At 51.4% G+C, this 20,113-nt stretch carries 18 protein-coding genes, 6 tRNA genes and 1 other RNA gene; 15 read left to right on the forward strand and 10 right to left on the reverse strand.

Translation table 11 applies throughout. From position 1 onward, the window contains the following. Positions 1–26: 26 nt before the first annotated feature. Positions 27–1,268 carry an alanine transaminase gene (alaC, locus tag AAIG39_RS15230; protein WP_090086315.1) on the reverse strand — a complete coding sequence of 414 codons (1,242 nt, stop codon included), beginning with the start codon at positions 1,266–1,268 and terminating at the stop codon, positions 27–29. A gap of 388 nt (positions 1,269–1,656) precedes the next feature. Here alaC and AAIG39_RS15235 point away from each other — a divergent pair, with 388 nt between their 5' ends. Together AAIG39_RS15235 and AAIG39_RS15240 are read left to right on the forward strand one after the other, a co-directional pair. Continuing rightward, a complete protein-coding gene (locus AAIG39_RS15235; protein ID WP_090086313.1) occupies positions 1,657–3,354 on the forward strand; it encodes a LytS/YhcK type 5TM receptor domain-containing protein in 1,698 nt (565 codons plus the stop codon). A 12-nt stretch (positions 3,355–3,366) separates the two neighbouring features. Further along, the gene (locus AAIG39_RS15240; RefSeq protein ID WP_090086311.1) at positions 3,367–4,095 is read left to right on the forward strand and encodes a LytR/AlgR family response regulator transcription factor; all 729 of its coding nucleotides are present in this window, start codon (positions 3,367–3,369) and stop codon (positions 4,093–4,095) included. Here AAIG39_RS15240 and glk read toward each other — a convergent pair. Next, positions 4,092–5,057 carry a glucokinase gene (gene glk, locus AAIG39_RS15245; protein ID WP_090086309.1) on the reverse strand — a complete coding sequence of 322 codons (966 nt, stop codon included), beginning with the start codon at positions 5,055–5,057 and terminating at the stop codon, positions 4,092–4,094. The genes AAIG39_RS15240 and glk overlap by 4 nt on opposite strands. Positions 5,058–5,261: 204 nt before the next feature. Here glk and AAIG39_RS15250 point away from each other — a divergent pair, with 204 nt between their 5' ends. From AAIG39_RS15250 to ypeC, 3 genes are all read left to right on the forward strand, one after another. After that, the gene (locus AAIG39_RS15250; protein ID WP_343194204.1) at positions 5,262–6,494 is read left to right on the forward strand and encodes an ion channel protein; all 1,233 of its coding nucleotides are present in this window, start codon (positions 5,262–5,264) and stop codon (positions 6,492–6,494) included. A gap of 106 nt (positions 6,495–6,600) precedes the next feature. Further along, positions 6,601–7,599, forward strand: a complete 999-nt coding sequence (gene mgrA / locus AAIG39_RS15255; protein WP_249573066.1) for an L-glyceraldehyde 3-phosphate reductase — start codon at positions 6,601–6,603, stop codon at positions 7,597–7,599. Positions 7,600–7,712: 113 nt separating this feature from the next. Next, complete coding sequence (ypeC, locus tag AAIG39_RS15260) at positions 7,713–8,045, forward strand: DUF2502 domain-containing protein YpeC (RefSeq protein ID WP_090086304.1); 333 nt, start codon at positions 7,713–7,715, stop codon at positions 8,043–8,045. Positions 8,046–8,106: 61 nt separating this feature from the next. Here the strand turns inward: ypeC and AAIG39_RS15265 are convergent, their stop codons facing one another. Next, positions 8,107–9,345 (reverse strand): Nramp family divalent metal transporter, encoded by a 1,239-nt coding sequence (locus AAIG39_RS15265; protein ID WP_090086302.1) that lies wholly within the window; start codon positions 9,343–9,345, stop codon positions 8,107–8,109. Positions 9,346–9,696: 351 nt separating this feature from the next. Between AAIG39_RS15265 and AAIG39_RS15270 the strand changes: the two genes are divergently transcribed. After that, a complete protein-coding gene (locus AAIG39_RS15270) occupies positions 9,697–10,884 on the forward strand; it encodes a NupC/NupG family nucleoside CNT transporter (RefSeq protein ID WP_090086300.1) in 1,188 nt (395 codons plus the stop codon). Positions 10,885–11,034: 150 nt separating this feature from the next. Here the strand turns inward: AAIG39_RS15270 and AAIG39_RS15275 are convergent, their stop codons facing one another. The 3 genes from AAIG39_RS15275 to AAIG39_RS15285 form a co-directional block, all read right to left on the reverse strand. Continuing rightward, complete coding sequence (locus tag AAIG39_RS15275) at positions 11,035–11,286, reverse strand: hypothetical protein (RefSeq protein ID WP_343194205.1); 252 nt, start codon at positions 11,284–11,286, stop codon at positions 11,035–11,037. A 357-nt stretch (positions 11,287–11,643) separates the two neighbouring features. Next, a tRNA-Ala gene (locus AAIG39_RS15280) sits at positions 11,644–11,719 on the reverse strand. 40 nt (positions 11,720–11,759) lie between these two features. Further along, positions 11,760–11,835: transfer RNA gene (locus AAIG39_RS15285), tRNA-Ala, on the reverse strand. Between the two features lie 220 nt (positions 11,836–12,055). On the opposite strand from AAIG39_RS15285, the gene AAIG39_RS15290 reads away from it, so the two are divergent. Both AAIG39_RS15290 and AAIG39_RS15295 read left to right on the forward strand, forming a co-directional pair. Beyond that, entirely contained in the window at positions 12,056–12,418 is a 363-nt protein-coding gene (locus tag AAIG39_RS15290) for a YfeC-like transcriptional regulator (RefSeq protein ID WP_090086297.1), read from the forward strand. A 1-nt stretch (position 12,419) separates the two neighbouring features. Next, positions 12,420–12,815, forward strand: coding sequence for a YfeC-like transcriptional regulator (locus AAIG39_RS15295; RefSeq protein WP_090086295.1), 396 nt, complete (start codon positions 12,420–12,422; stop codon positions 12,813–12,815). Positions 12,816–12,859: 44 nt separating this feature from the next. Here AAIG39_RS15295 and gltX read toward each other — a convergent pair whose 3' ends face one another. Further along, on the reverse strand, positions 12,860–14,275 hold the full coding sequence (gene gltX, locus AAIG39_RS15300) for a glutamate--tRNA ligase (RefSeq protein ID WP_343194206.1): 1,416 nt from the start codon (positions 14,273–14,275) through the stop codon (positions 12,860–12,862). 258 nt (positions 14,276–14,533) lie between these two features. On the opposite strand from gltX, the gene AAIG39_RS15305 reads away from it, so the two are divergent. The 6 genes from AAIG39_RS15305 (at position 14,534) to AAIG39_RS15330 (ending at position 15,838) form a co-directional block, all read left to right on the forward strand. After that, a tRNA-Val gene (locus AAIG39_RS15305) sits at positions 14,534–14,609 on the forward strand. A gap of 45 nt (positions 14,610–14,654) precedes the next feature. Then, positions 14,655–14,730 (forward strand) — tRNA-Val (locus tag AAIG39_RS15310). Between the two features lie 45 nt (positions 14,731–14,775). Beyond that, a tRNA-Val gene (locus AAIG39_RS15315) sits at positions 14,776–14,851 on the forward strand. 4 nt (positions 14,852–14,855) lie between these two features. Further along, a tRNA-Lys gene (locus AAIG39_RS15320) sits at positions 14,856–14,931 on the forward strand. Between the two features lie 29 nt (positions 14,932–14,960). Next, a non-coding RNA gene (locus tag AAIG39_RS15325) (RtT sRNA) lies at positions 14,961–15,086 on the forward strand. A gap of 365 nt (positions 15,087–15,451) precedes the next feature. Then, positions 15,452–15,838: a FlxA-like family protein gene (locus AAIG39_RS15330; RefSeq protein WP_090086291.1), complete on the forward strand. Its 387-nt coding sequence runs from the start codon at positions 15,452–15,454 to the stop codon at positions 15,836–15,838. Here AAIG39_RS15330 and AAIG39_RS15335 read toward each other — a convergent pair. Beyond that, a complete protein-coding gene (locus AAIG39_RS15335) occupies positions 15,829–16,758 on the reverse strand; it encodes a LysR family transcriptional regulator (protein WP_090086289.1) in 930 nt (309 codons plus the stop codon). The two genes, AAIG39_RS15330 and AAIG39_RS15335, sit on opposite strands and share 10 nt — an antisense overlap. A gap of 89 nt (positions 16,759–16,847) precedes the next feature. Between AAIG39_RS15335 and AAIG39_RS15340 the strand changes: the two genes are divergently transcribed. Beyond that, positions 16,848–17,837 (forward strand): bile acid:sodium symporter family protein, encoded by a 990-nt coding sequence (locus AAIG39_RS15340; protein WP_343194207.1) that lies wholly within the window; start codon positions 16,848–16,850, stop codon positions 17,835–17,837. Here the strand turns inward: AAIG39_RS15340 and AAIG39_RS15345 are convergent. Together AAIG39_RS15345 and ligA are read right to left on the reverse strand one after the other, a co-directional pair. Beyond that, positions 17,834–18,049 (reverse strand): DUF3820 family protein, encoded by a 216-nt coding sequence (locus AAIG39_RS15345; RefSeq protein ID WP_090086286.1) that lies wholly within the window; start codon positions 18,047–18,049, stop codon positions 17,834–17,836. The two genes, AAIG39_RS15340 and AAIG39_RS15345, sit on opposite strands and share 4 nt — an antisense overlap. Further along, positions 18,050–20,065, reverse strand: a complete 2,016-nt coding sequence (ligA, locus tag AAIG39_RS15350) for an NAD-dependent DNA ligase LigA (protein ID WP_090086285.1) — start codon at positions 20,063–20,065, stop codon at positions 18,050–18,052. Positions 20,066–20,113 lie beyond the last annotated feature (48 nt).

Consider the following 20,113-nt stretch of genomic DNA (forward strand, 5'->3'; position numbering starts at 1 on the left):
CTCCTGTTTTCATTTGTGCAGTAGTCTTACTGCTCTGTGTCTTCCGCCGTGGATTTTGTCGTGGTGGGAAGCAGGCCATCGGCACGGAACATCGCTTTGATGCCCCTTACCGCCTGACGAATGCGATCGCGGTTTTCAATCAGGGCAAAACGCACATGCGTATCCCCATAATCACCAAACCCGATGCCGGGCGACACGCAAACTTTGGCATCCTGCAGCAGCTTCTTGGCAAACTCCAGCGAGCCCATAGCGGCGTAAGGTTCAGGGATTTTCGCCCAGACGTACATTGATGCCTTCGGCATCTCTACCATCCACCCGGCTTCATGCAGGCCTTTTACCAGCACATCACGGCGACGCTTGTACTGTGCGGCAATATCATGCACGCACTGCTGGTCGCCTTCGAGCGCGGCGATCGCGGCCACCTGTAGCGGCGTAAAGGTGCCGTAATCGTGGTAACTTTTAATACGAGCGAGAGCATTGACCAGCGTTTTATTGCCGACCATAAAGCCGATACGCCATCCCGCCATATTGTAACTTTTGGAGAGCGTAAAAAACTCGACCGCCACGTCGCGAGCACCGGGAACCTGCATGATCGACGGCGCTTTCCAGCCGTCATAGACGATATCCGCGTAGGCCAGATCGTGTACCACCAGCACATCGTAGCGTTTTGCCAGGGCGACCACTTTTTCGAAGAACTCCAGCTCTACGCACTGAGCTGTGGGGTTGGAGGGGAAACCCAGAATCATCATCTTCGGTTTCGGGTAGCTTTCGCGAATCGCCCGCTCCAGCTCATTGAAAAAATCGACCCCTTCCACCAGCGGCACAGAACGCACCTGGGCACCAGCAATCACCGCACCATAAATATGAATCGGGTAGCTCGGGTTAGGCACCAGAACCGTGTCACCATGATCAAGCGTTGCCAGCATCAGATGCGCCAGCCCCTCTTTTGAGCCGATGGTAACAATCGCTTCACTTTCCGGGTCAATTTCGACCTGATAACGCTCCTGATACCAGCGCGAAATGGCACGACGCAGACGCGGAATACCACGCGAAGTGGAATAACCGTGTGTATCCGGACGCTGGGCAACAGTACAGAGCTTTTCAACAATGTGGGCAGGTGTCGCACCATCTGGGTTACCCATGCTGAAATCGATAATATCTTCACCGCGCCGACGCGCAGCCATTTTCAGTTCAGCAGTGATATTGAAAACATAAGGGGGGAGACGATCGATACGCGTAAAACGGCGTTCAGGACTGAATTCAGCCATAACTTCCTCAGATTAACGTTAGCGCCCGGACCGTCCGAGCGACGCCGCCACGATTGTGGCATGTCCTGAAAATAGCCTGAAAAAAAACCTGCTGTCGAGAGGAAACGTGAAAAAAATTTACGCCCCAAAAAGAGGAAGTCAAAAAAATGCGCAAAAGAAAATTCTGCCGAGGATAGAAAAAACACACTCTTAAATTTAACAACCTGATATCAATGAAATTACGTTGTCAGGAGGCATTTTTTCAGTTGTAGCGAAAATTCTTCCGACCAGCATCAATCCCCTTTTAATAACGAGGTTTTTCCTCATTGCCAAATACGCGCACCTGACTGGTCATTGGCGGCGATGTTTTTTATCATAGCTTTTTCACGCCTTTTACATGAGCATTCCCGTGCACGAGATATTCAACATGCTGCTGGCGGTATTTGATCGCGCGGCGCTGATGCTGATCTGCCTTTTTTTCCTGATCCGCATCCGCCTGTTCCGCGAGCTGCTGCATAAAACGGCACACACGCCAAAAGAGCTACTCGCCGTTACTGCTATCTTCTCAATGTTTGCGCTGTTCAGCACATGGTCCGGCGTCCCCGTCGAAGGCTCGCTGGTGAATGTGCGTATCATCGCCGTGATGTCCGGCGGCATCTTATTTGGCCCCTGGGTCGGCATTATTACCGGGGTGATCGCCGGGATACATCGCTACCTGATTGATATCGGTGGGGTAACGGCCGTACCTTGCCTGATTACCAGTATTATTGCCGGTGTTCTTTCCGGCTGGATAAATCGCAAAATTCCTAAGCAAAAGCACTGGAGCGTTGGCATCATCGCCGGGATGTTGTGCGAAACCCTGACGATGACGCTGGTGGTTCTTTGGGCGCCGACGACCGCACTTGGCCTTGATATTGTGTCAAAAATTGGCGTACCGATGATTCTGGGCAGCGTCTGTGTAGGCTTTATCGTTTTGCTGGTACAAAGCGTGGAAGGTGAAAAAGAGGCCATTGCCGGACGGCAGGCCAAACTGGCGCTGGATATCGCCAATAAAACCCTGCCGCTGTTTCGCAATGTAAATAGTGAATCCCTGCGCCAGGTATGCGACATCATTCGCCGCGATATTAATGCCGACGCCGTCGCCATCACTAACGCCGACCATGTGCTGGCCTATGTCGGCGTCGGAGAAGACAACTACCGGGACAGCGACGATATCATCAGCCCAACGACACGTCAGGCGATTGATACCGGAGAGATTATCATTAAAAACAATGATGAAGCCCACAGGACACCGCAGATCCACTCAATGCTGGTGATCCCGTTATGGGAAAAGGGGATCGTCACCGGCACGCTTAAAATTTATTATTGTCACGCGCATCAAATCACCTCCTCGCTGCAGGATATGGCCGTAGGCCTGTCGCAAATTATCTCCACACAATTAGAAGTTTCCCGTGCCGAGCAGCTACGCGAGATGGCCAATAAAGCGGAATTGCGTGCATTGCAAAGCAAGATCAACCCGCATTTTCTTTTTAACGCCCTCAATGCGATCTCCTCCTCTATCCGCCTCAATCCGGATACCGCCCGTCAGTTGATTTTCAATCTGTCGCGCTACCTGCGCTACAACATTGAACTAAAAGACGATGAGCAGATTGATATCAAAAAAGAGCTCTATCAAATCAAAGACTATATCGCCATTGAACAGGCCCGTTTTGGTGACAAGTTAACGGTTATTTATGACATTGACGAAGAGGTAAGCTGCGTCATTCCGAGCCTGCTGATTCAGCCTCTTGTAGAAAATGCCATCGTCCATGGTATACAGCCCTGTAAGGGAAAAGGGGTGGTGACCATCAGCGTAGCGGAGTGTGGCAACCGCGTGCGTATTGCCGTACGTGATACAGGGAATGGTATTGCGCCCGAGATGATAGCCCGCGTGGAAGCCGACGAAATGCCGGGCAATAAAATCGGTTTGCTCAATGTCCACCAGCGCGTGAAGTTGCTGTATGGCGAGGGGCTGCATATCCGGCGACTAACGCCCGGTACGGAGATTGCGTTTTATGTGCCCTTGTACACCACACCTGTGACCACTCCGGCCACGCTGTTGCCTTAACGGGAGAAGTGAATGAAGGTCATCATTGTTGAAGATGAGATTCTGGCGCAACAGGAGTTGAGCTGGCTTATCAAAACGCACAGCCAGATGGACATTGTAGGTACATTTGAGGACGGTCTCGACGTGCTGAAATATTTGCAGCACAACAAAGTCGACGCCATTTTCCTCGATATCAATATTCCCTCACTGGACGGAGTCCTGCTGGCACAGAATATCAGCCAGTTCGCCCATAAACCTTTTATTGTGTTCATTACCGCCTGGAAAGAACATGCGGTAGAAGCGTTCGAGCTGGAAGCGTTTGACTATATTCTCAAACCTTACCAGGAGTCGCGGATTATCAGCATGTTGCAAAAACTGGAAACGGCCTGGCAGCAACAAACGGGTAGCAGCGCCAGCCCTGCTCCACGGGAAAATGCGACAATCAATCTGGTGAAAGATGAGCGCATTATCGTCACCAGTATTCATGATATCTATTACGCAGAAGCCCATGAAAAGATGACGTTTGTCTACACCAAACGTGAATCCTATGTCATGCCGATGAATATTACGGAGTTTTGCAGCAAGCTCCCGGCTGCGCACTTTTTCCGCTGCCATCGCTCTTACTGCGTCAATCTGGATAAAATTCGCGAAATTGAGCCCTGGTTCAACAATACCTATATCGTGCGGCTGCGAGACCTGGATTTTCAGGTGCCCGTCAGCCGCAGTAAGGTAAAAGAGTTCAGGCAGTTAATGCATCTTTAGAGATAATATCCCAGCGACTGGCGCAGGTGCGCGCCAGCGCCCAACAGCCCTGGATTATCGTGAGTGATCAGGAAGACCGGGATGTCCTGAACGTAGGATTTGAAACGACCTTTATCTTCAAAACCACCACGGAAGCCGGAGGCGGTGAAGAAATCCAGAAAGCGCGGTACGATGCCTCCTGCGATATAAACGCCGCCAAACGTGCCGAGATTCAGCGCCAGGTTGCCGCCAAAACGCCCCATAATCACGCAAAACAGCGACAGCGCGCGGCGACAATCAATACAGCTATCCGCCAGAGCACGCTCGGTTACATCTTTCGGCTGCAGATTCTCTGGCAGCCGTCCGTCTGATTTCACAATCGCGCGGTAGAGATTTACCAGCCCCGGACCAGACAGAACACGTTCGGCAGAAACATGACCTATTTCTGCGCGCAGCTCTTCCAGAATAATGCCCTCTTCTTCGCTGTTCGGCGCAAAATCCACGTGTCCACCTTCACCCGGCAGGCTGACCCAGCGCTTATCGACATGTACCAGATGTGAGACGCCAAGGCCCGTGCCCGCGCCATACACCGCGATAGGTTTGCCTTCAACCGGCTCACCGCCACCGAACTGGGTCAGGTGCTCTTGTTTAAGCATCGGCACCGCCATAGAAACAGCGGTGAAATCGTTAATGATTTCCAGATGTGCGAAGCCAAGGTTCTTTTTCATCTCAGCAATAGAGAAGGCCCAGGTATGGTTGGTCATAGCCACCCAGTCACCGGTAATAGGGCAAGCGATGGCGATACAGCCATCTTTTACCTCCGCCTTATGCTCATCGAGGTACACGCGTACCACCGCCTCAAGGCTGGGGTAATCAAGACCGGAATAGGTTTTGGCCCGGGAGATCTCTCCGCTACTGAGATCGCAGAGCGCTAAGCGTGCGTTCGTGCCGCCCACGTCCCCTACTAAAGCATATTTTGTCATTCTTTTACGGCTCCGCTAAAGTCAGAATAAATCTTTGGCACACTGTAAATTCAAGGCGCTGTAACGACAACGAACATAGCATGAGTGCCCCGGGATTATCGATCTTCGTCACAAATTAACGTTATGGTTTCAGCAAGGTTTGCACTCAGCGGATATTTTCCACGAGCGTGCTGTAACCCTGTGCTCTGTTAAAAGGAAATGAACATGCTCCATCCGCGAGCCAGAACGATGCTGCTGCTGGCGCTTCCCGCGCTCATTATCGGCGTCGCATCCAGTCTGGTGTTATTGCTGATCATGAAAGTTGCCGCCGTTCTGCAATTGATTCTCTGGAATGGGCTACCTTATCGTCTGGGTTTTAACCCTGACTCTCCTTTCTGGGTGATTATGATACTGACCCTGACAGGCCTGGCGGTGGGGGTGGTTATCCGTTACAGCGCCGGACACGGCGGCCCGGATCCGGCAACCGAGCCGCTAATTGGTGCTCCGGTGCATTTCTCTGCCCTGCCCGGCCTGCTGGTTGCCCTGGTGCTTGGCCTGGCCGGAGGTGTCAGTCTTGGACCGGAGCATCCGGTTATGGTGATCAATATTGCGCTGGCTGTTGCACTCGGTGGAAAACTGTTTCCGCGTGTCGCCCCACTCGACTGGACTATTCTCGCGTCTGCCGGAACCATTGGCGCACTGTTTGGCACTCCTGTCGCAGCCGCACTGATTTTCTCCCAGACGCTAAATTCAAGTACCGATCTGCCGCTGTGGGATCGCCTTTTCGCCCCACTGATGGCCGCCGCTGCAGGCGCACTGACCACCGGGCTATTTTTCCATCCGCACTTCGCCCTGCCTGTTGCGCATTATCCACAGATGCACCTGGTGGATGTCATCAGCGGTGCGGTCGTCTGCGCCATTGCTATTGCTCTTGGGATGGTGGCGGTCTGGTGCCTGCCGCGTTTGCATCAACTCATGCACCGCCTGAAAAGCCCTGTATTAATGCTTGGCATCGGCGGTTTTATTCTGGGTGTGCTTGGCGTAATTGGCGGCAATATCACCCTGTTTAAAGGTCTGGATGAAATGCAGCAAATGGCATTTTCCCGGATCTTTAGCGTGACGGATTACCTGCTGTTTGCAGTAATAAAACTGGCGGCGCTGGTGGTGGCTGCGGCCTGTGGTTTTCGCGGTGGTCGCATCTTCCCGGCCGTATTCGTCGGCGTCGCTCTCGGCCTGATGCTGCATGAACACGTCGACGCCGTTCCGGCAGCCATCACTATCTCCTGTGCCATTCTCGGAATGGTGCTGGTCGTTACCCGCGACGCCTGGCTGAGCCTGTTTATGGCGGCCGCCGTCGTACCGGATACCACTCTGCTGCCATTACTGTGCATTGTAATGTTACCCGCCTGGCTGCTGCTGGCAGGAAAGCCAGTCATGATCGCCCCGCGCAAAAAATAGTGCGTAACGGCAGAGTTTTTCAGAGGAAATCAGCGAGAACCGGCAAGCTGTTGTAAGCTCGAAGATCACTTGTGTAAGCGTATACACTGACATTAAGGGCATATGTATGGTTTATCTGGCCTCCGGGGATCGCTATCAGCAAATGGAATATCGCCGCTGCGGTGACAGTGGTCTTAAGCTTCCGGCAGTTTCTCTGGGACTGTGGCATAACTTTGGCGATGCCACGCTCATTGAAAATAGCCGTCAGTTACTCAGACATGCTTTCGATTTGGGGATAACCCATTTCGATATCGCCAATAACTACGGGCCACCTCCCGGCTCTGCCGAGCGCAATTTTGGTCGTCTCCTGCAAGAAGATTTTTTGCCTTACAGGGATGAACTGATTATTTCCACCAAAGCAGGCTATACCATGTGGGATGGCCCCTATGGCGACTGGGGTTCACGTAAGTATCTGATTGCCAGCCTCGATCAAAGCCTGCGCCGGATGGGGCTGGATTATGTCGATATCTTCTATCACCACCGTCCGGACCCTGAAACGCCGCTAAAGGAGACCATGCGGGCGCTGGATCACATTGTCCGCCAGGGCAAGGCACTGTATGTTGGCCTGTCGAATTATCCGGCCGAACTGGCGCGCCAGGCTATTGGGATACTCAACGATCTGGGGACGCCTTGCCTCATCCATCAGCCCAAATATTCTATGTTCGAGCGTTGGGTAGAAGACGAACTCTTGACGGTACTGCAACAAGAGGGGGTCGGCAGTATTGCGTTTTCACCGCTGGCAGGCGGACAGCTTACTGACCGTTACCTCAATGGTATTCCGGCAGACTCGCGTGCCGCCAGCGGCAGCCGTTTCCTCAATCCCGACCAAATTACTGATGAAAAACTGGCAAAAGTCCGCAAACTCAATGCGATGGCCATTAGCCGTGGGCAAAAATTATCGCAAATGGCGCTGGCCTGGGTTCTGCGCGGGGATAAAGTAACCTCTGTGCTGATTGGCGCCAGTAAAACCAGTCAGCTTGATGATGCCGTCGGCATGCTGAGCAATCGCCAGTTCAGCGAAGAGGAATGCGCCGGGATTGACGCCATACTGAATAGCTCAAAATAACAGCGCTTTTAGCAAAAAGTGCTGCCGTTGTGCATTTAGGAGTTCCGCCGAAGATGTGGACATAAACGTTACATAATATTGCTGCAACAGACCCGATCGTGAAGGAGAAAACTATGTTCAGGTCACTGATTCTCGCAGCAGTATTAATGGCATGTGCCCCGCTGGTCGCTAACGCTGGCGAAATAACACTGCTGCCTTCTGTAAAATTGCAAATTGGCGATCGCGACAATTACGGCAATTATTGGGACGGCGGACGCTGGCGTGACCGCGACTACTGGCATCGTAATTACGAATGGCGTGACCATCGCTGGCGTATGCATGATCGTGGCTACCACCGTGGTTGGGATAAGCGTGACGCATACGAACGCGGTTACCGTGAAGGCTGGAGGGATCGCGACGATCATCGCGGCCCGGGACGTGGCCACGGCCATGGTCACTGGCGTTAATAGACAGGCTTTAAGTAAAAAGGAGCGCATGCGCTCCTTTTTCTTTGACTACGTTTCCGGTTTACACCCCTAAGGCGGTTCCCACCAGCAGCCAGCCATTTAATGCCACAACCAGGATAACAATCAGCCAGCCAACGCGGTTGACAGTCGGCGTATTCACCAGTTCCCCCATTAATGCGCGATCACTGGTAAACATCAGCAATGGCACCAGTGCCAGAGCAATGCCGAAACTGAGCAGTACCTGGCTCATCACCAGAATGCGTGTGGGATCAAGACCCATCAGGATAACGACAAATGAGGGCATCATAGTGATGGTCCGGCGTACCCATAATGGAATATGGAAACGTACAAACCCCTGCATCACCACTTGACCCGCCAGCGTCCCTACCACGGTGGAGGAGAGTCCGGCAGCCACCAGGCTAAGACCAAATACGGTTGCCGCCGCATGGCTGAGCAACGGTTCAAGCGTTAAATAGGCTTCATCCAAATCGGCAATGCCGGTATGCCCATTGAAGTGAAATGCCGCAGCCGCCGTCGCCATCATCGCCAGATTAACAAAACCAGCGATAGTCATCGCAATGCCCACATCCCACTTCGTCGCGGAATACCGCTCGCGGCGTGTTCCTTCATGCAGATACTGGGTTAATGAAGAGTGAAGATAAATCACGTGCGGCATAATAGTCGCGCCTAATACACCGGCGGCCAGGAATACAGCTTCGGTACCCGGCAGAGTTGGGATGAAGATACCTTTACTGAGCGGTGCCAGTTCAGGACGTGAGAAAACCAGCTCAACAATATAAGCCGCCGCAACAAACAGCAGCAGCCCGCCAATCACTTTTTCCAGCGGTTTCTGTCCGCGACGTTGCAGCATCAGAATTAAAAAGGTAGCAATCCCGGTCAATACGGCACCTTGCAGCAGCGACACGCCGAGGATCAGCTTAAAACCGATAGCGGCACCGATAAACTCGGCGAGATCGGTGGCCATGGCGATAATTTCCGCCTGCACCCAGTAGAACCAGACCAAAGGACGCGGGTAATGGTCGCGAATTTGTTCCGCGAGATTCTTACCCGTAGCAATCCCCAATTTAGCTGACAGCAGTTGGATCAGCATAGCCATCAGGTTTGCCCAGACAACTACCCAAAGCAGCTGATAACCGAAGCTGGCCCCGGCCTGGATGTTAGTGGCAAAGTTGCCCGGATCGATATACCCGATCGCTGCAATGAACGCAGGTCCCATTAACGCGAGCTTTAACTTGCGCGCTGTACGCCCACTGCTACTCTCAACGCGACTGTTGTTCATTTCTTGCCCCTAAATATAGCCTTTGCTATGTTTCATGCCATCAAAATGAGAATGATTATCAAGTTCATTTAGAGTACATTCTATTGATTTCTTCGATAGACAGAAACGATGACGGGCCGGATGTTTTTTAGACAGGGACAGTGAGATACAAATCACACCATCTTGTTAAGAGTCTAGCATTTCAATGCAACTTTTCACTCTTTTACTTAACATAACAGAAATGTATGGTGGATCACTATTTTTGAGTCTGGTCACAGGTCATTAATATACTGTGTGTTTGATCTCGTTTTCTTTCCGCTTGTTACATAGAATGTGCACGAAATTTCTACCCGTCTCATATTTGGAGCAAATATGTCCCGCGTTCTGCACTTTGTTCTGGCGCTTGCTGTTGTCGCGTTGCTTGCATTACTTGTAAGCAGTGACCGCAAAAAAATCCGCCTTCGCTTTGTTGTCCAACTGCTCGTGATCGAAGTCTTGCTTGCCTGGTTCTTCCTGAACTCTGACGTGGGTCTGGGTTTTGTGAAAGGCTTCTCCGAGATGTTTGAAAAACTGCTCGGATTTGCCAATGAAGGGACAAACTTCGTCTTCGGCAAAATGAATGATCAAGGTCTGGCATTCTTCTTCCTGAAAGTGCTCTGCCCGATTGTTTTTATTTCTGCGCTGATCGGTATCCTGCAACATATCCGCGTACTGCCAATTATTATTCGCGCTATCGGTACCGTCCTGTCCAAAATCAACGGCATGGGCAAACTGGAATCGTTTAACGCAGTCAGCTCCTTGATTCTGGGTCAGTCTGAAAACTTCATCGCTTATAAAGATATTCTCGGAAAAATGTCACGTAACCGCATGTACACCATGGCGGCAACCGCGATGTCTACCGTATCTATGTCGATCGTTGGTGCGTACATGACCATGCTGCAACCGAAATATGTGGTCGCGGCCCTGGTTCTGAATATGTTCAGCACCTTTATCGTGCTGTCCCTGATCAATCCGTACCGTGTCGATGAGAGTGAAGAAAACCTGCAGATGTCTAACCTGCATGAAGGGCAAAGTTTCTTCGAAATGCTGGGTGAGTACATTCTGGCGGGCTTCAAAGTCGCGATTATCGTTGCGGCGATGCTTATTGGTTTCATCGCGCTGATTTCTGGTCTGAACGCCCTGTTTGCAGCCATCCTCGGTATCTCCTTCCAGGGTATTCTGGGCTACATCTTCTACCCGATCGCCTGGGTAATGGGTGTACCGTCCTCAGAAGCACTGCAGGTGGGAAGTATCATGGCAACCAAACTGGTTTCCAATGAATTCGTGGCCATGATGGATCTGCAAAAAATCGCATCCAGCCTGTCTCCGCGCGCGGAAGGTATTCTGTCCGTCTTCCTGGTTTCCTTCGCTAACTTCTCCTCTATCGGTATTATCGCTGGCGCGATCAAAGGCCTGAACGAAGAGCAAGGTAACGTGGTATCCCGCTTCGGTCTGAAACTGGTTTACGGTTCAACGCTGGTGAGCGTCCTGTCCGCATCTATCGCGGCACTGGTACTGTAATTCAGATAAACCGGGGGCAACCCCGGTTTATTCCTTCCTGGTTGCGATTAACGACTGCGGTTTCGCCAGCAAGCATCCCCGCTGATAATCCCCAATCCTCCTGACAGTTAACCGCAAAGCGCGCTGTTCCTGCGGGGCGTGGGCGATATCCTACATAAAGTAGCCATCCATCTTGATGATATCCGCTTGCGGACGCTTTAAGCGCGCGAATCTGGCAAACCCAGCACCAAAGTCATCAATGGCGTTTTTGAAAACGGACTGGCAATCACCTTCAACGAATAATAAACCCTCATCGTGAAAATCAGCGATGCGAATATAAACAATAGAACAGGCTACTGTCGCAGAACCAAAGCAACTCGCCAGGCGAACCGGAAATGCGAACCACTGACCCGCCATATGCATCGGGAATTTATTTCTGCCGGGATGAAAAACCGTATCCAGCACCCTTTTTTATTCGCAACGCCTTAATGCCAGCATATACCTGTTTTCCAGCGAACAGTCTGATTAAATGGCACAGAGAGTAGCCATGCGTTAACAAGAGCAAAACGGATAATAATGGGCAGGATAACGTGACGACCAAATAAAAGTATCATCACAAGTATTACGGGCGATATTGCTTGAATTGATAATTACGCATGGTGAGAACTAACGGAACACAGGCACAAAGTAAGTCCAAAATTTCTGGCTAAACCTGAAAAGCTTTTAGATAAGGAGACAAAACAGAAATAAAAAACCCCCGCCGTAGCGAGGGTTCAAATTTGGTGGAGCTAAGCGGGATCGAACCGCTGACCTCTTGCATGCCATGCAAGCGCTCTCCCAGCTGAGCTATAGCCCCATATTGTTCTTTACGCACCAAACCACCTGGGTGGATAATTTGGTGGAGCTAAGCGGGATCGAACCGCTGACCTCTTGCATGCCATGCAAGCGCTCTCCCAGCTGAGCTATAGCCCCATCGCGTAAAGCGTGTCGTGTTGACGGGCGGCATAATATGAATTCCCTCGCCAGGTGTCAACGGCAAAATTATGTGGTCGCAATCAATCGCTGAAAAAGCATGCAAATGAAAGACATTGCGAAACATCTCGCACCCAGTAGTTAAACATGTCACATTTTCGCATAAAATGATGCTATAACATTATTCACTAATTATCCCTACAACCACTCTGGAAATAACATGCTCAAGGAACGAATGACCCCGGAAGAGCTCGCGCAGCTTACCGGCTACAGCCGCCAGACCATCAACAAATGGGTGCGTAAAGAAGGCTGGGTCACCTCCCCTAAACCAGGCGTGCAGGGTGGAAAAGCCCGACTGGTGCATGTTAATGAACAAGTTCGTGAATTTATTCGCAATGCCCAACGCTCAGCCCAGGAAATAACCTTCTCTTCTCTTACTGCTAAAGATCCTTCTCTGGAAACACTGCTTCTGACGCTGGCTAAAGAGATGACTATTCCCGAGCAAAAACAGCTTTCCTCTTTGTTACTTCGCGACGGCATTACCGGCTTGCTGTCTCGTCTGGGTATTCGTGAACATAAATAAGATGAAACTACCTGATAAAATGACGACTGAGGAATTGGCGGATTTTCTCGGCGTGGCAAAACAGACGGTGAATCGTTGGATCCGCGAGCAAAAGTGGTCCACGGAGAATTTGCCCGGGGTAAAAGGCGGTCGCGCACGTCTTATACATATTGATAAGAACGTTCGTCACTTTATTATGAAAACTCCCACCATGCGTCAACGCCACTCTCCGGCCGCGCTGGCAGAACCCTTTCCGCAATATATGGCTGATAAACAGACTTCGGCACTCTTGAAAATTAATAGTGTGCTGCAAAACATGACACCGCATGAACAAGAGCGGCTGGCGGTGTTGCTTGCACGCGAAGGAATTCAGGGCTTTTTGCGAAGACTTGGCATTACAGTGATAGATGCGGAATAAAAAACGGCAGGTTAATCCTGCCGTTTTCGTGTTTATCTGTCGTCTTACTGCTGGCTTTCGCGTTCAGCAATAAAAGTCAGCGCCTTATTGATACGCTCAATGCTGCGGAATTTACCTATCGCATGCACGGTAACGTCAAGCGCAGGAGACTGACCTGCTCCCGTTACGGCAACGCGCAGAGGCATACCTACTTTCCCCATGCCTACTTCCAGTTCATCAGCAGTTGCCTGGATCGCATGATGCACGTTTTCCGCAGTCCAGTCAGTCAGTGCGGCAAGTTTATCGCGCACCACTTCCAGAGGTTGACGCGCGACCGGACGCAAATGTTTTTTCGCAGCATCTGCATCAAACTCAGCGAAATCTTCGTAGAAATAGCGGCAGCTTGCCGCAATTTCTTTCAGCGTTTTGCAACGTTCGCCCAACAGTTTCACCAGATCCGCCAGTTGCGGGCCATTGCGGGTATCAATATTTTCCTGCTCAATATGCCACTGCAGATGGGTCGCCACATACTCTGGTGCCAGCGTGTTGATATAGTGGTGGTTCAGCCACAGCAGTTTATCGGTGTTAAACGCACTTGCTGATTTACTCACCGCGCCAAGTGAAAAGAGCTTGATCATCTCTTCGCGGGAGAAAATTTCCTGATCGCCGCTGGACCAGCCCAGGCGAACCAGATAGTTAAGTAGCGCTTCCGGCAGGTAGCCATCGTCGCGGTACTGCATAACGCTGACCGCGCCATGACGTTTGGAGAGCTTTTTACCGTCGTCACCGTTAATCATGGATACATGCGCATAAACCGGCACCGGCGCGTTCAGCGCTTTCAGGATGTTGATCTGACGCGGGGTATTGTTTATATGGTCTTCACCACGAATAACGTGCGTGATCTGCATATCCCAGTCGTCGACAACTACGCAGAAGTTATAGGTCGGAGATCCATCCGTACGGCGAATGATCAGATCATCGAGTTCCTGGTTGCTGAACTCAATCGGCCCGCGGATCTGGTCGTCAAAAATAACGGAACCGTCCTGCGGGTTGGCAAAACGCACCACACAAGGCTCATCAGCAGCATGTTCGCTGTGATCGTGACGGCAGCGCCCGTCATAACGCGGTTTTTCGTTATTCGCCATCTGCTCTTCACGCAAAGCGTCAAGGCGCTCTTTGGAACAGTAGCATTTATAAGCCGTACCGGCTTCCAGCATCTCATCAATAACCGCGTTATAGCGATCAAAACGTTTGGTCTGAAAATACGGACCTTCATCCCATTCCAGATTTAGCCAGTTCATACCATCCATGATGGCTTCAATAGCTTCTGGCGTTGAGCGTTCAAGATCGGTGTCTTCTATACGCAGCACAAACTCACCATTGTGGTTACGTGCGAACAGCCAGGAGTAAAGAGCAGTACGCGCACCGCCGACGTGCAGATAGCCAGTCGGGCTTGGCGCGAAGCGAGTTTTGATTTTCATGAAAAGGCCTTACGTTTGATAAAAATGCCGACAACCGGCAAATCCTGGAAAATTGAGGTCGCAATATTCTATCACTGTGGGGTGATTCCTCAATGTTGTTGCCACAATCACCAGCTTCTATATGTATTTTGTATATAAATCATGCGTCCACGCTCGATTCAACAGCGGTTTGTTTAATTTTACGACGAACGAACAATTTCTTTTGAAAATGCGTTGACTCATTTTCAACTCTCCCTATAATGCGACTCCACACAGCGGGGGTGATTAGCTCAGCTGGGAGAGCACCTCCCTTACAAGGAGGGGGTCGGCGGTTCGATCCCGTCATCACCCACCAACTACTCAGGTAGTCTCCGCCGTGTAATGTAAGAAATTGAGAAGTGGGTGATTAGCTCAGCTGGGAGAGCACCTCCCTTACAAGGAGGGGGTCGGCGGTTCGATCCCGTCATCACCCACCACTTTCTCGCCAGCTGGATTTCTTACAATATGTGAAGTACCGAAGTGGGTGATTAGCTCAGCTGGGAGAGCACCTCCCTTACAAGGAGGGGGTCGGCGGTTCGATCCCGTCATCACCCACCACTTCGGGTCGTTAGCTCAGTTGGTAGAGCAGTTGACTTTTAATCAATTGGTCGCAGGTTCGAATCCTGCACGACCCACCAATGTAAAAAAGCGCCCTAAAGGCGCTTTTTTGCTATCTGCGATTTGTATGATTCGAACCTGCTGCAGGTTCGGGTCGAACGAAGTGAGACAACGGAGCCGCCTGCGGCGACGGCCCAAAGGGCGAGCGAAGTGAGTCATCCTGCACGACCCACCAATGCAAAAATGGCGCTGGCGGCGCTTTTTTGCTATCTGCGATTGCGATATATAAAACCCGCCCCACACGTACTTCGTTCTTTTCTCTCCGACCCCATGAACACGAAGAATAAAAAACCATTAGCCTCGCCCCACCTTTCACGATAATAAACCCGAAAAAACCACAATAAAGCAGTCAATAAAACTGACCTATCCCATACAGAAAAAACAATAAAACCATTAAGTTACCTACAGGCAGGAGTGGTAACGTTTTCCATAATTTATGCTTAATATGGAGATATAATGTCCTGAGGGCGGCACGGATCCGCATATTCCAGCGGTACTTTTTTCACCGTGAAGGTGTTTTGGGCAAGAGAGGAGAAAAACATGACAACAATTCAGGCAACCACATCGACGGTGATTTCAGGCAGCATCAGCGGTGGCAAAAGCAGCACCAGTAGCGCCAGCAGCAGCTCATCTTCCTCAAACAATGATATCGCTTCGCAGATCAATAACATCATGCAGCAAATTTCTAAATTGACTCAGCAATTGAAAGATCTTGCGACTTCGGGCAGTTCCGATACCGACAGCCAGAAACAAAGGGAACTGCTACAGGCTGAGATCAAGCAGCTACAAGCGCAATTGGCCCAGCTGGAGTATAAACAGGCAGAGGAAGCGCAGAAAAAAGCTGAAGAAAAACAGACTCAGTCCGCTGCCAAAGCAGAAGGTATTAACATCCCTTCCGATAGCAACCAGATCGATATTTACATCTGATTAAACAGTGGGTCTTCTTCGCGGGCCTGGGTCAAACACCGGGCCTGTTCACGCACCACATCCCATAGCGCCTGTGCGGCGCCTGAAAGTGAGCGATTTTTTCGCTGCACCAGCATAATCTTACGCTGAATCTCAGGTTTTAAGCGTTTCACACACAGCTGATTCCCCTGTGGCAACGGTAACGCCAGGGCGGGCATGATGCTAATCCCAATCCCCGCCTCCACCATAGGAAATAATGTGGCCGGATGACCTATCTCCTGCACGATAGTGGCCGTGATACCAAATTGTGCCAGAGCGGCATCAATCAATGGGCGGCTACCGGAGGCGTAGTCCTGAACCACAAGACGTGAATTTTGCAGCGCAGACCAGGGTATATTTTGCCAGGTTGCCCAGGCGTGGTCGCGGCGGCAAAGTAGAAAGAATGGCTCTTGCAGGATCTCTTCGCACTGTAAATCACTCGCCGGACCGGGATCGATAACGATGCCAAAGTCCACTTCACCATGGCGGATACTCTCAAGTACCCACTGCTGGGGTCGATCATGCAGCATAAAATCGATCTCCGGATAGAGACGATTACTCTGTGCAATACATTGCGGGATCAAATGTGCCGAAATCGTCTGACTTGCCGCCACACGCACAGTGCCGGACAACTGCTGACCCACGCGGCCTGCGTCACGCAGCGTATTATTCAGTTCATCAAGCAATCTTTCCAGTCTGGCTGCGAGCTGCTGCCCGGCCTCTGTCAGCACCACTTCGCGCGTAGTACGATCGAGTAACCGGACACCAGTCTGCAGCTCCAGTTCTTTCACACTGTGGCTTACCGCCGATTGGCTCAACCCTATGATATCCCCTGCCCGACTAAAACTCCGGGCGTGCGCTACCGTGACGAAAACGCGAAGCTGTCGTAAAGAGTAATTCATCTAATAAATTCATATATGAATGCAATAAATCAATTTTATTTCTCAAAACAAAAAACGCAAACTGTTGGCACCGAATTTCAGGAGCGCTTATGAAACTTTTTCGTGTCCTTGACCCTTTTACTTTGACGCTGGTGTGTACTGTTCTGTTGGCCACGTTCTTTCCGGCCCGTGGCGGTTTTGTTCCCTTTTTTGAAGGGTTGACGACCGCAGCAATTGCGTTGTTGTTTTTTATGCATGGTGCGAAACTGTCCCGTGAAGCGATTATCGCCGGGGGTAGCCACTGGCGACTGCACCTGTGGGTGATGTGCAGCACATTCATTATATTTCCCGTCTTAGGGGTGCTGTTTGTCTGGTGGTCCCCTGTCAATGTAAGCCAGGAACTCTACACCGGTTTCCTTTATCTGTGCATTCTGCCTGCAACCGTACAATCGGCTATTGCTTTTACTTCGCTTGCCGGGGGAAATGTCGCGGCCGCGGTCTGTTCCGCCTCCGCCTCCAGCCTGTTAGGTATCTTCCTCTCTCCACTGCTGGTTGGTCTGTTAATGAATCTGCATGGGGCTAACGGCAGCCTGGAACAGGTTGGCAAAATTATGCTGCAACTATTGCTGCCATTTGTTCTTGGTCATCTGTCACGTCGTTGGACGGGAGCATGGGTGGCGCGAAATAAAAAGTGGATTTCGAAAACCGACCAGACATCCATTCTGCTGGTGGTCTATTCGGCGTTTAGCGAAGCCGTAGTGAACGGGATCTGGCACAAGGTAGGCGTAGGTTCACTGCTGTTTATCGTGGTGTTCAGCATTGTTCTGTTGGCGATTGTTATCGCTATTAATATCTTCGCGGCCCGCAAACTCGGATTTAATAAAGCGGATGAAATTACCATCGTGTTCTGCGGCTCCAAGAAAAGCCTGGCCAACGGTATTCCGATGGCCAACATTCTGTTCCCGACATCAGTGATTGGGATGATGGTACTACCGCTGATGATTTTCCATCAGATTCAATTGATGGTCTGTGCGGTGATGGCACGTCGTTACAAACGCCAGACAGAAAAACTGCAGGCGCAGGAAACGGCTAAAGCCTAACGGCGTTTCAGGGGCTGTACCAGATGCGTCAGCCCCTCCGTTTTAATCAGCAAAGCCAGCTGCATAAGTTCGCCCAGATGCCCGGCAGGAAACGAATCCTTACGGGCAAACCACAACAGGTACTCCTCAGGTAAATCAATCAGCTTACGCCCCTGATATTTTCCGAATGGCATCTCTGTATTTGCAATCTCAATGAGCTGTTCTTTATCCATTTATGCACCCAGCAGGCGTAACATTTCTGCTTCATCAATCACCGCAATGCCCAATTCCTGCGCTTTAGCCAGCTTAGAACCTGCGGCTTCACCGGCGATAACCAGATCCGTCTTTTTCGACACGCTGCCTGCCACTTTCGCGCCAAGCTCAACCAGCCGGGCTTTGGCATCATCACGGGACATCTGACTCAGACTACCGGTCAGCACCACGGTTTTACCAGCAAACGGGCTGTCTATCTCATCGGCGTTGATGGTTACCGGCGCAGGCCAGTGCACACCCTCGGCCAGCAATTGGCCGATCACATCACGGTTACTCTCTTCGGCAAAGAAGTTAAAGACATGTGCCGCGACAACTTTGCCTACATCGGGCACTTTTTGTAGTTCTTCAATGGAAGCCGCTTCCAGCGCCTCCAGCGTACCGAAATACGCCGCGAGCCCTGCCGCTGTGGCTTCGCCGACTTCCCGGATGCCCAGCGCGTACAGGAAACGGGCAAAGGTGGTTTCTTTTGCCTTTTCTAAAGCCGTGACCACGTTTTGCGCTGATTTTGGCCCCATACGATCCAGGCCGGTTAGCTTACCAGCCGTCAGGCGGAAGAGATCGGCAGGGGTATGGACATACTCTTTCTCAACCAGTTGATCGATAATTTTATCGCCCATGCCATCAACATCCATCGCCCGACGGGAGACAAAATGTTTCAGCGCTTCTTTGCGTTGTGCGCCGCAAATCAAGCCTCCCGTGCAGCGAGTTACCGCCTCGCCTTCCACGCGCTCTACGTCCGAGCCACACACCGGACAGTGGGCAGGAAATTCGATTTCCCGGGTACCATCAGGACGCTCCGATTCCACCACATTCACTACCTGGGGAATGACATCACCCGCGCGACGAATCACGACCTTGTCACCAATTCGCAGACCAAGACGGGCGATTTCATCCGCATTATGCAGCGTGGCATTACTCACCAGCACGCCTGCGACATGTACCGGCTCCAGGCGAGCCACAGGTGTAATCGCCCCCGTACGGCCCACCTGAAATTCGACATCACGAACAAACGTCATTTGTTCCTGGGCCGGGAATTTGAAAGCCACCGCCCAGCGCGGCGCACGGGCAACGAAACCAAGCTGTTCCTGGAGCGCCAGTGAATTGACCTTAATCACCACGCCATCAATATCAAAGCCCAGCGTCGGACGGTCCTCTTCAACCTTGTGATAAAAAGCCAGCACTGCCTCCGGCGAGTCGCATAACGTCACCCTGTCGCTGACCGGTAAACCCCACTCTTTAAAGCGCAGCAAGCGCCCAAGATGGGTATCCGGCAATTCACCGCCTTCAAGCACGCCCACGCCGTAACAAAAGAAAGTAAGTGGTCGCTTCGCTGTAATACGCGGGTCAAGCTGGCGCAAAGAGCCAGCCGCCGCATTACGTGGGTTAGCAAACACTTTGCCGCCGGTGCGACGAGCTTCTTCGTTAATTTTTTCAAACCCGGCCTGTGGCAGAAAAACTTCGCCACGCACTTCCACACGCGCCGGAATATTATCGCCACGCAGTTTCAGCGGAATAGCGCGGATCGTACGTACATTGGTGGTAATGTCCTCACCGGTAGTGCCATCGCCACGCGTTGCGGCACGCACCAGAACGCCATTTTCATAGAGGATACTGACAGCCAGCCCGTCAAGTTTCAGCTCGCAACAGTAGATGAGCGCATCGGTGCTTTTCAGTCTGTCCTGCACACGTTTATTGAAGGCAATAAAACCCTGTTCATCGAAGACGTTATCAAGCGACAACATTGGGATTTCATGGCGCACCTGGCTAAATGAGGCCAGCGGTGCGGCCCCAACACGCTGTGTGGGGGAATCCGGCGTGATGAGTTCAGGATGCTGCGCTTCGAGTTCACGGAGTTCACGCAACAGCCTGTCATATTCCGCATCCGGGATCTCAGGCGTATCCATGACATGATAAAGATATTCGTGATGGCGAAGAGTGGTTCGTAGTTCAGTGAGTTGTTGTTCAATTGATTCCATGTCGCACCATCAATGATAAAAAACCCCCGACTTGCGGGGGTTCTGGGG

The organism is Phytobacter palmae, assembly GCF_039409775.1.
GTDB lineage: Bacteria > Pseudomonadota > Gammaproteobacteria > Enterobacterales > Enterobacteriaceae > Phytobacter > Phytobacter palmae.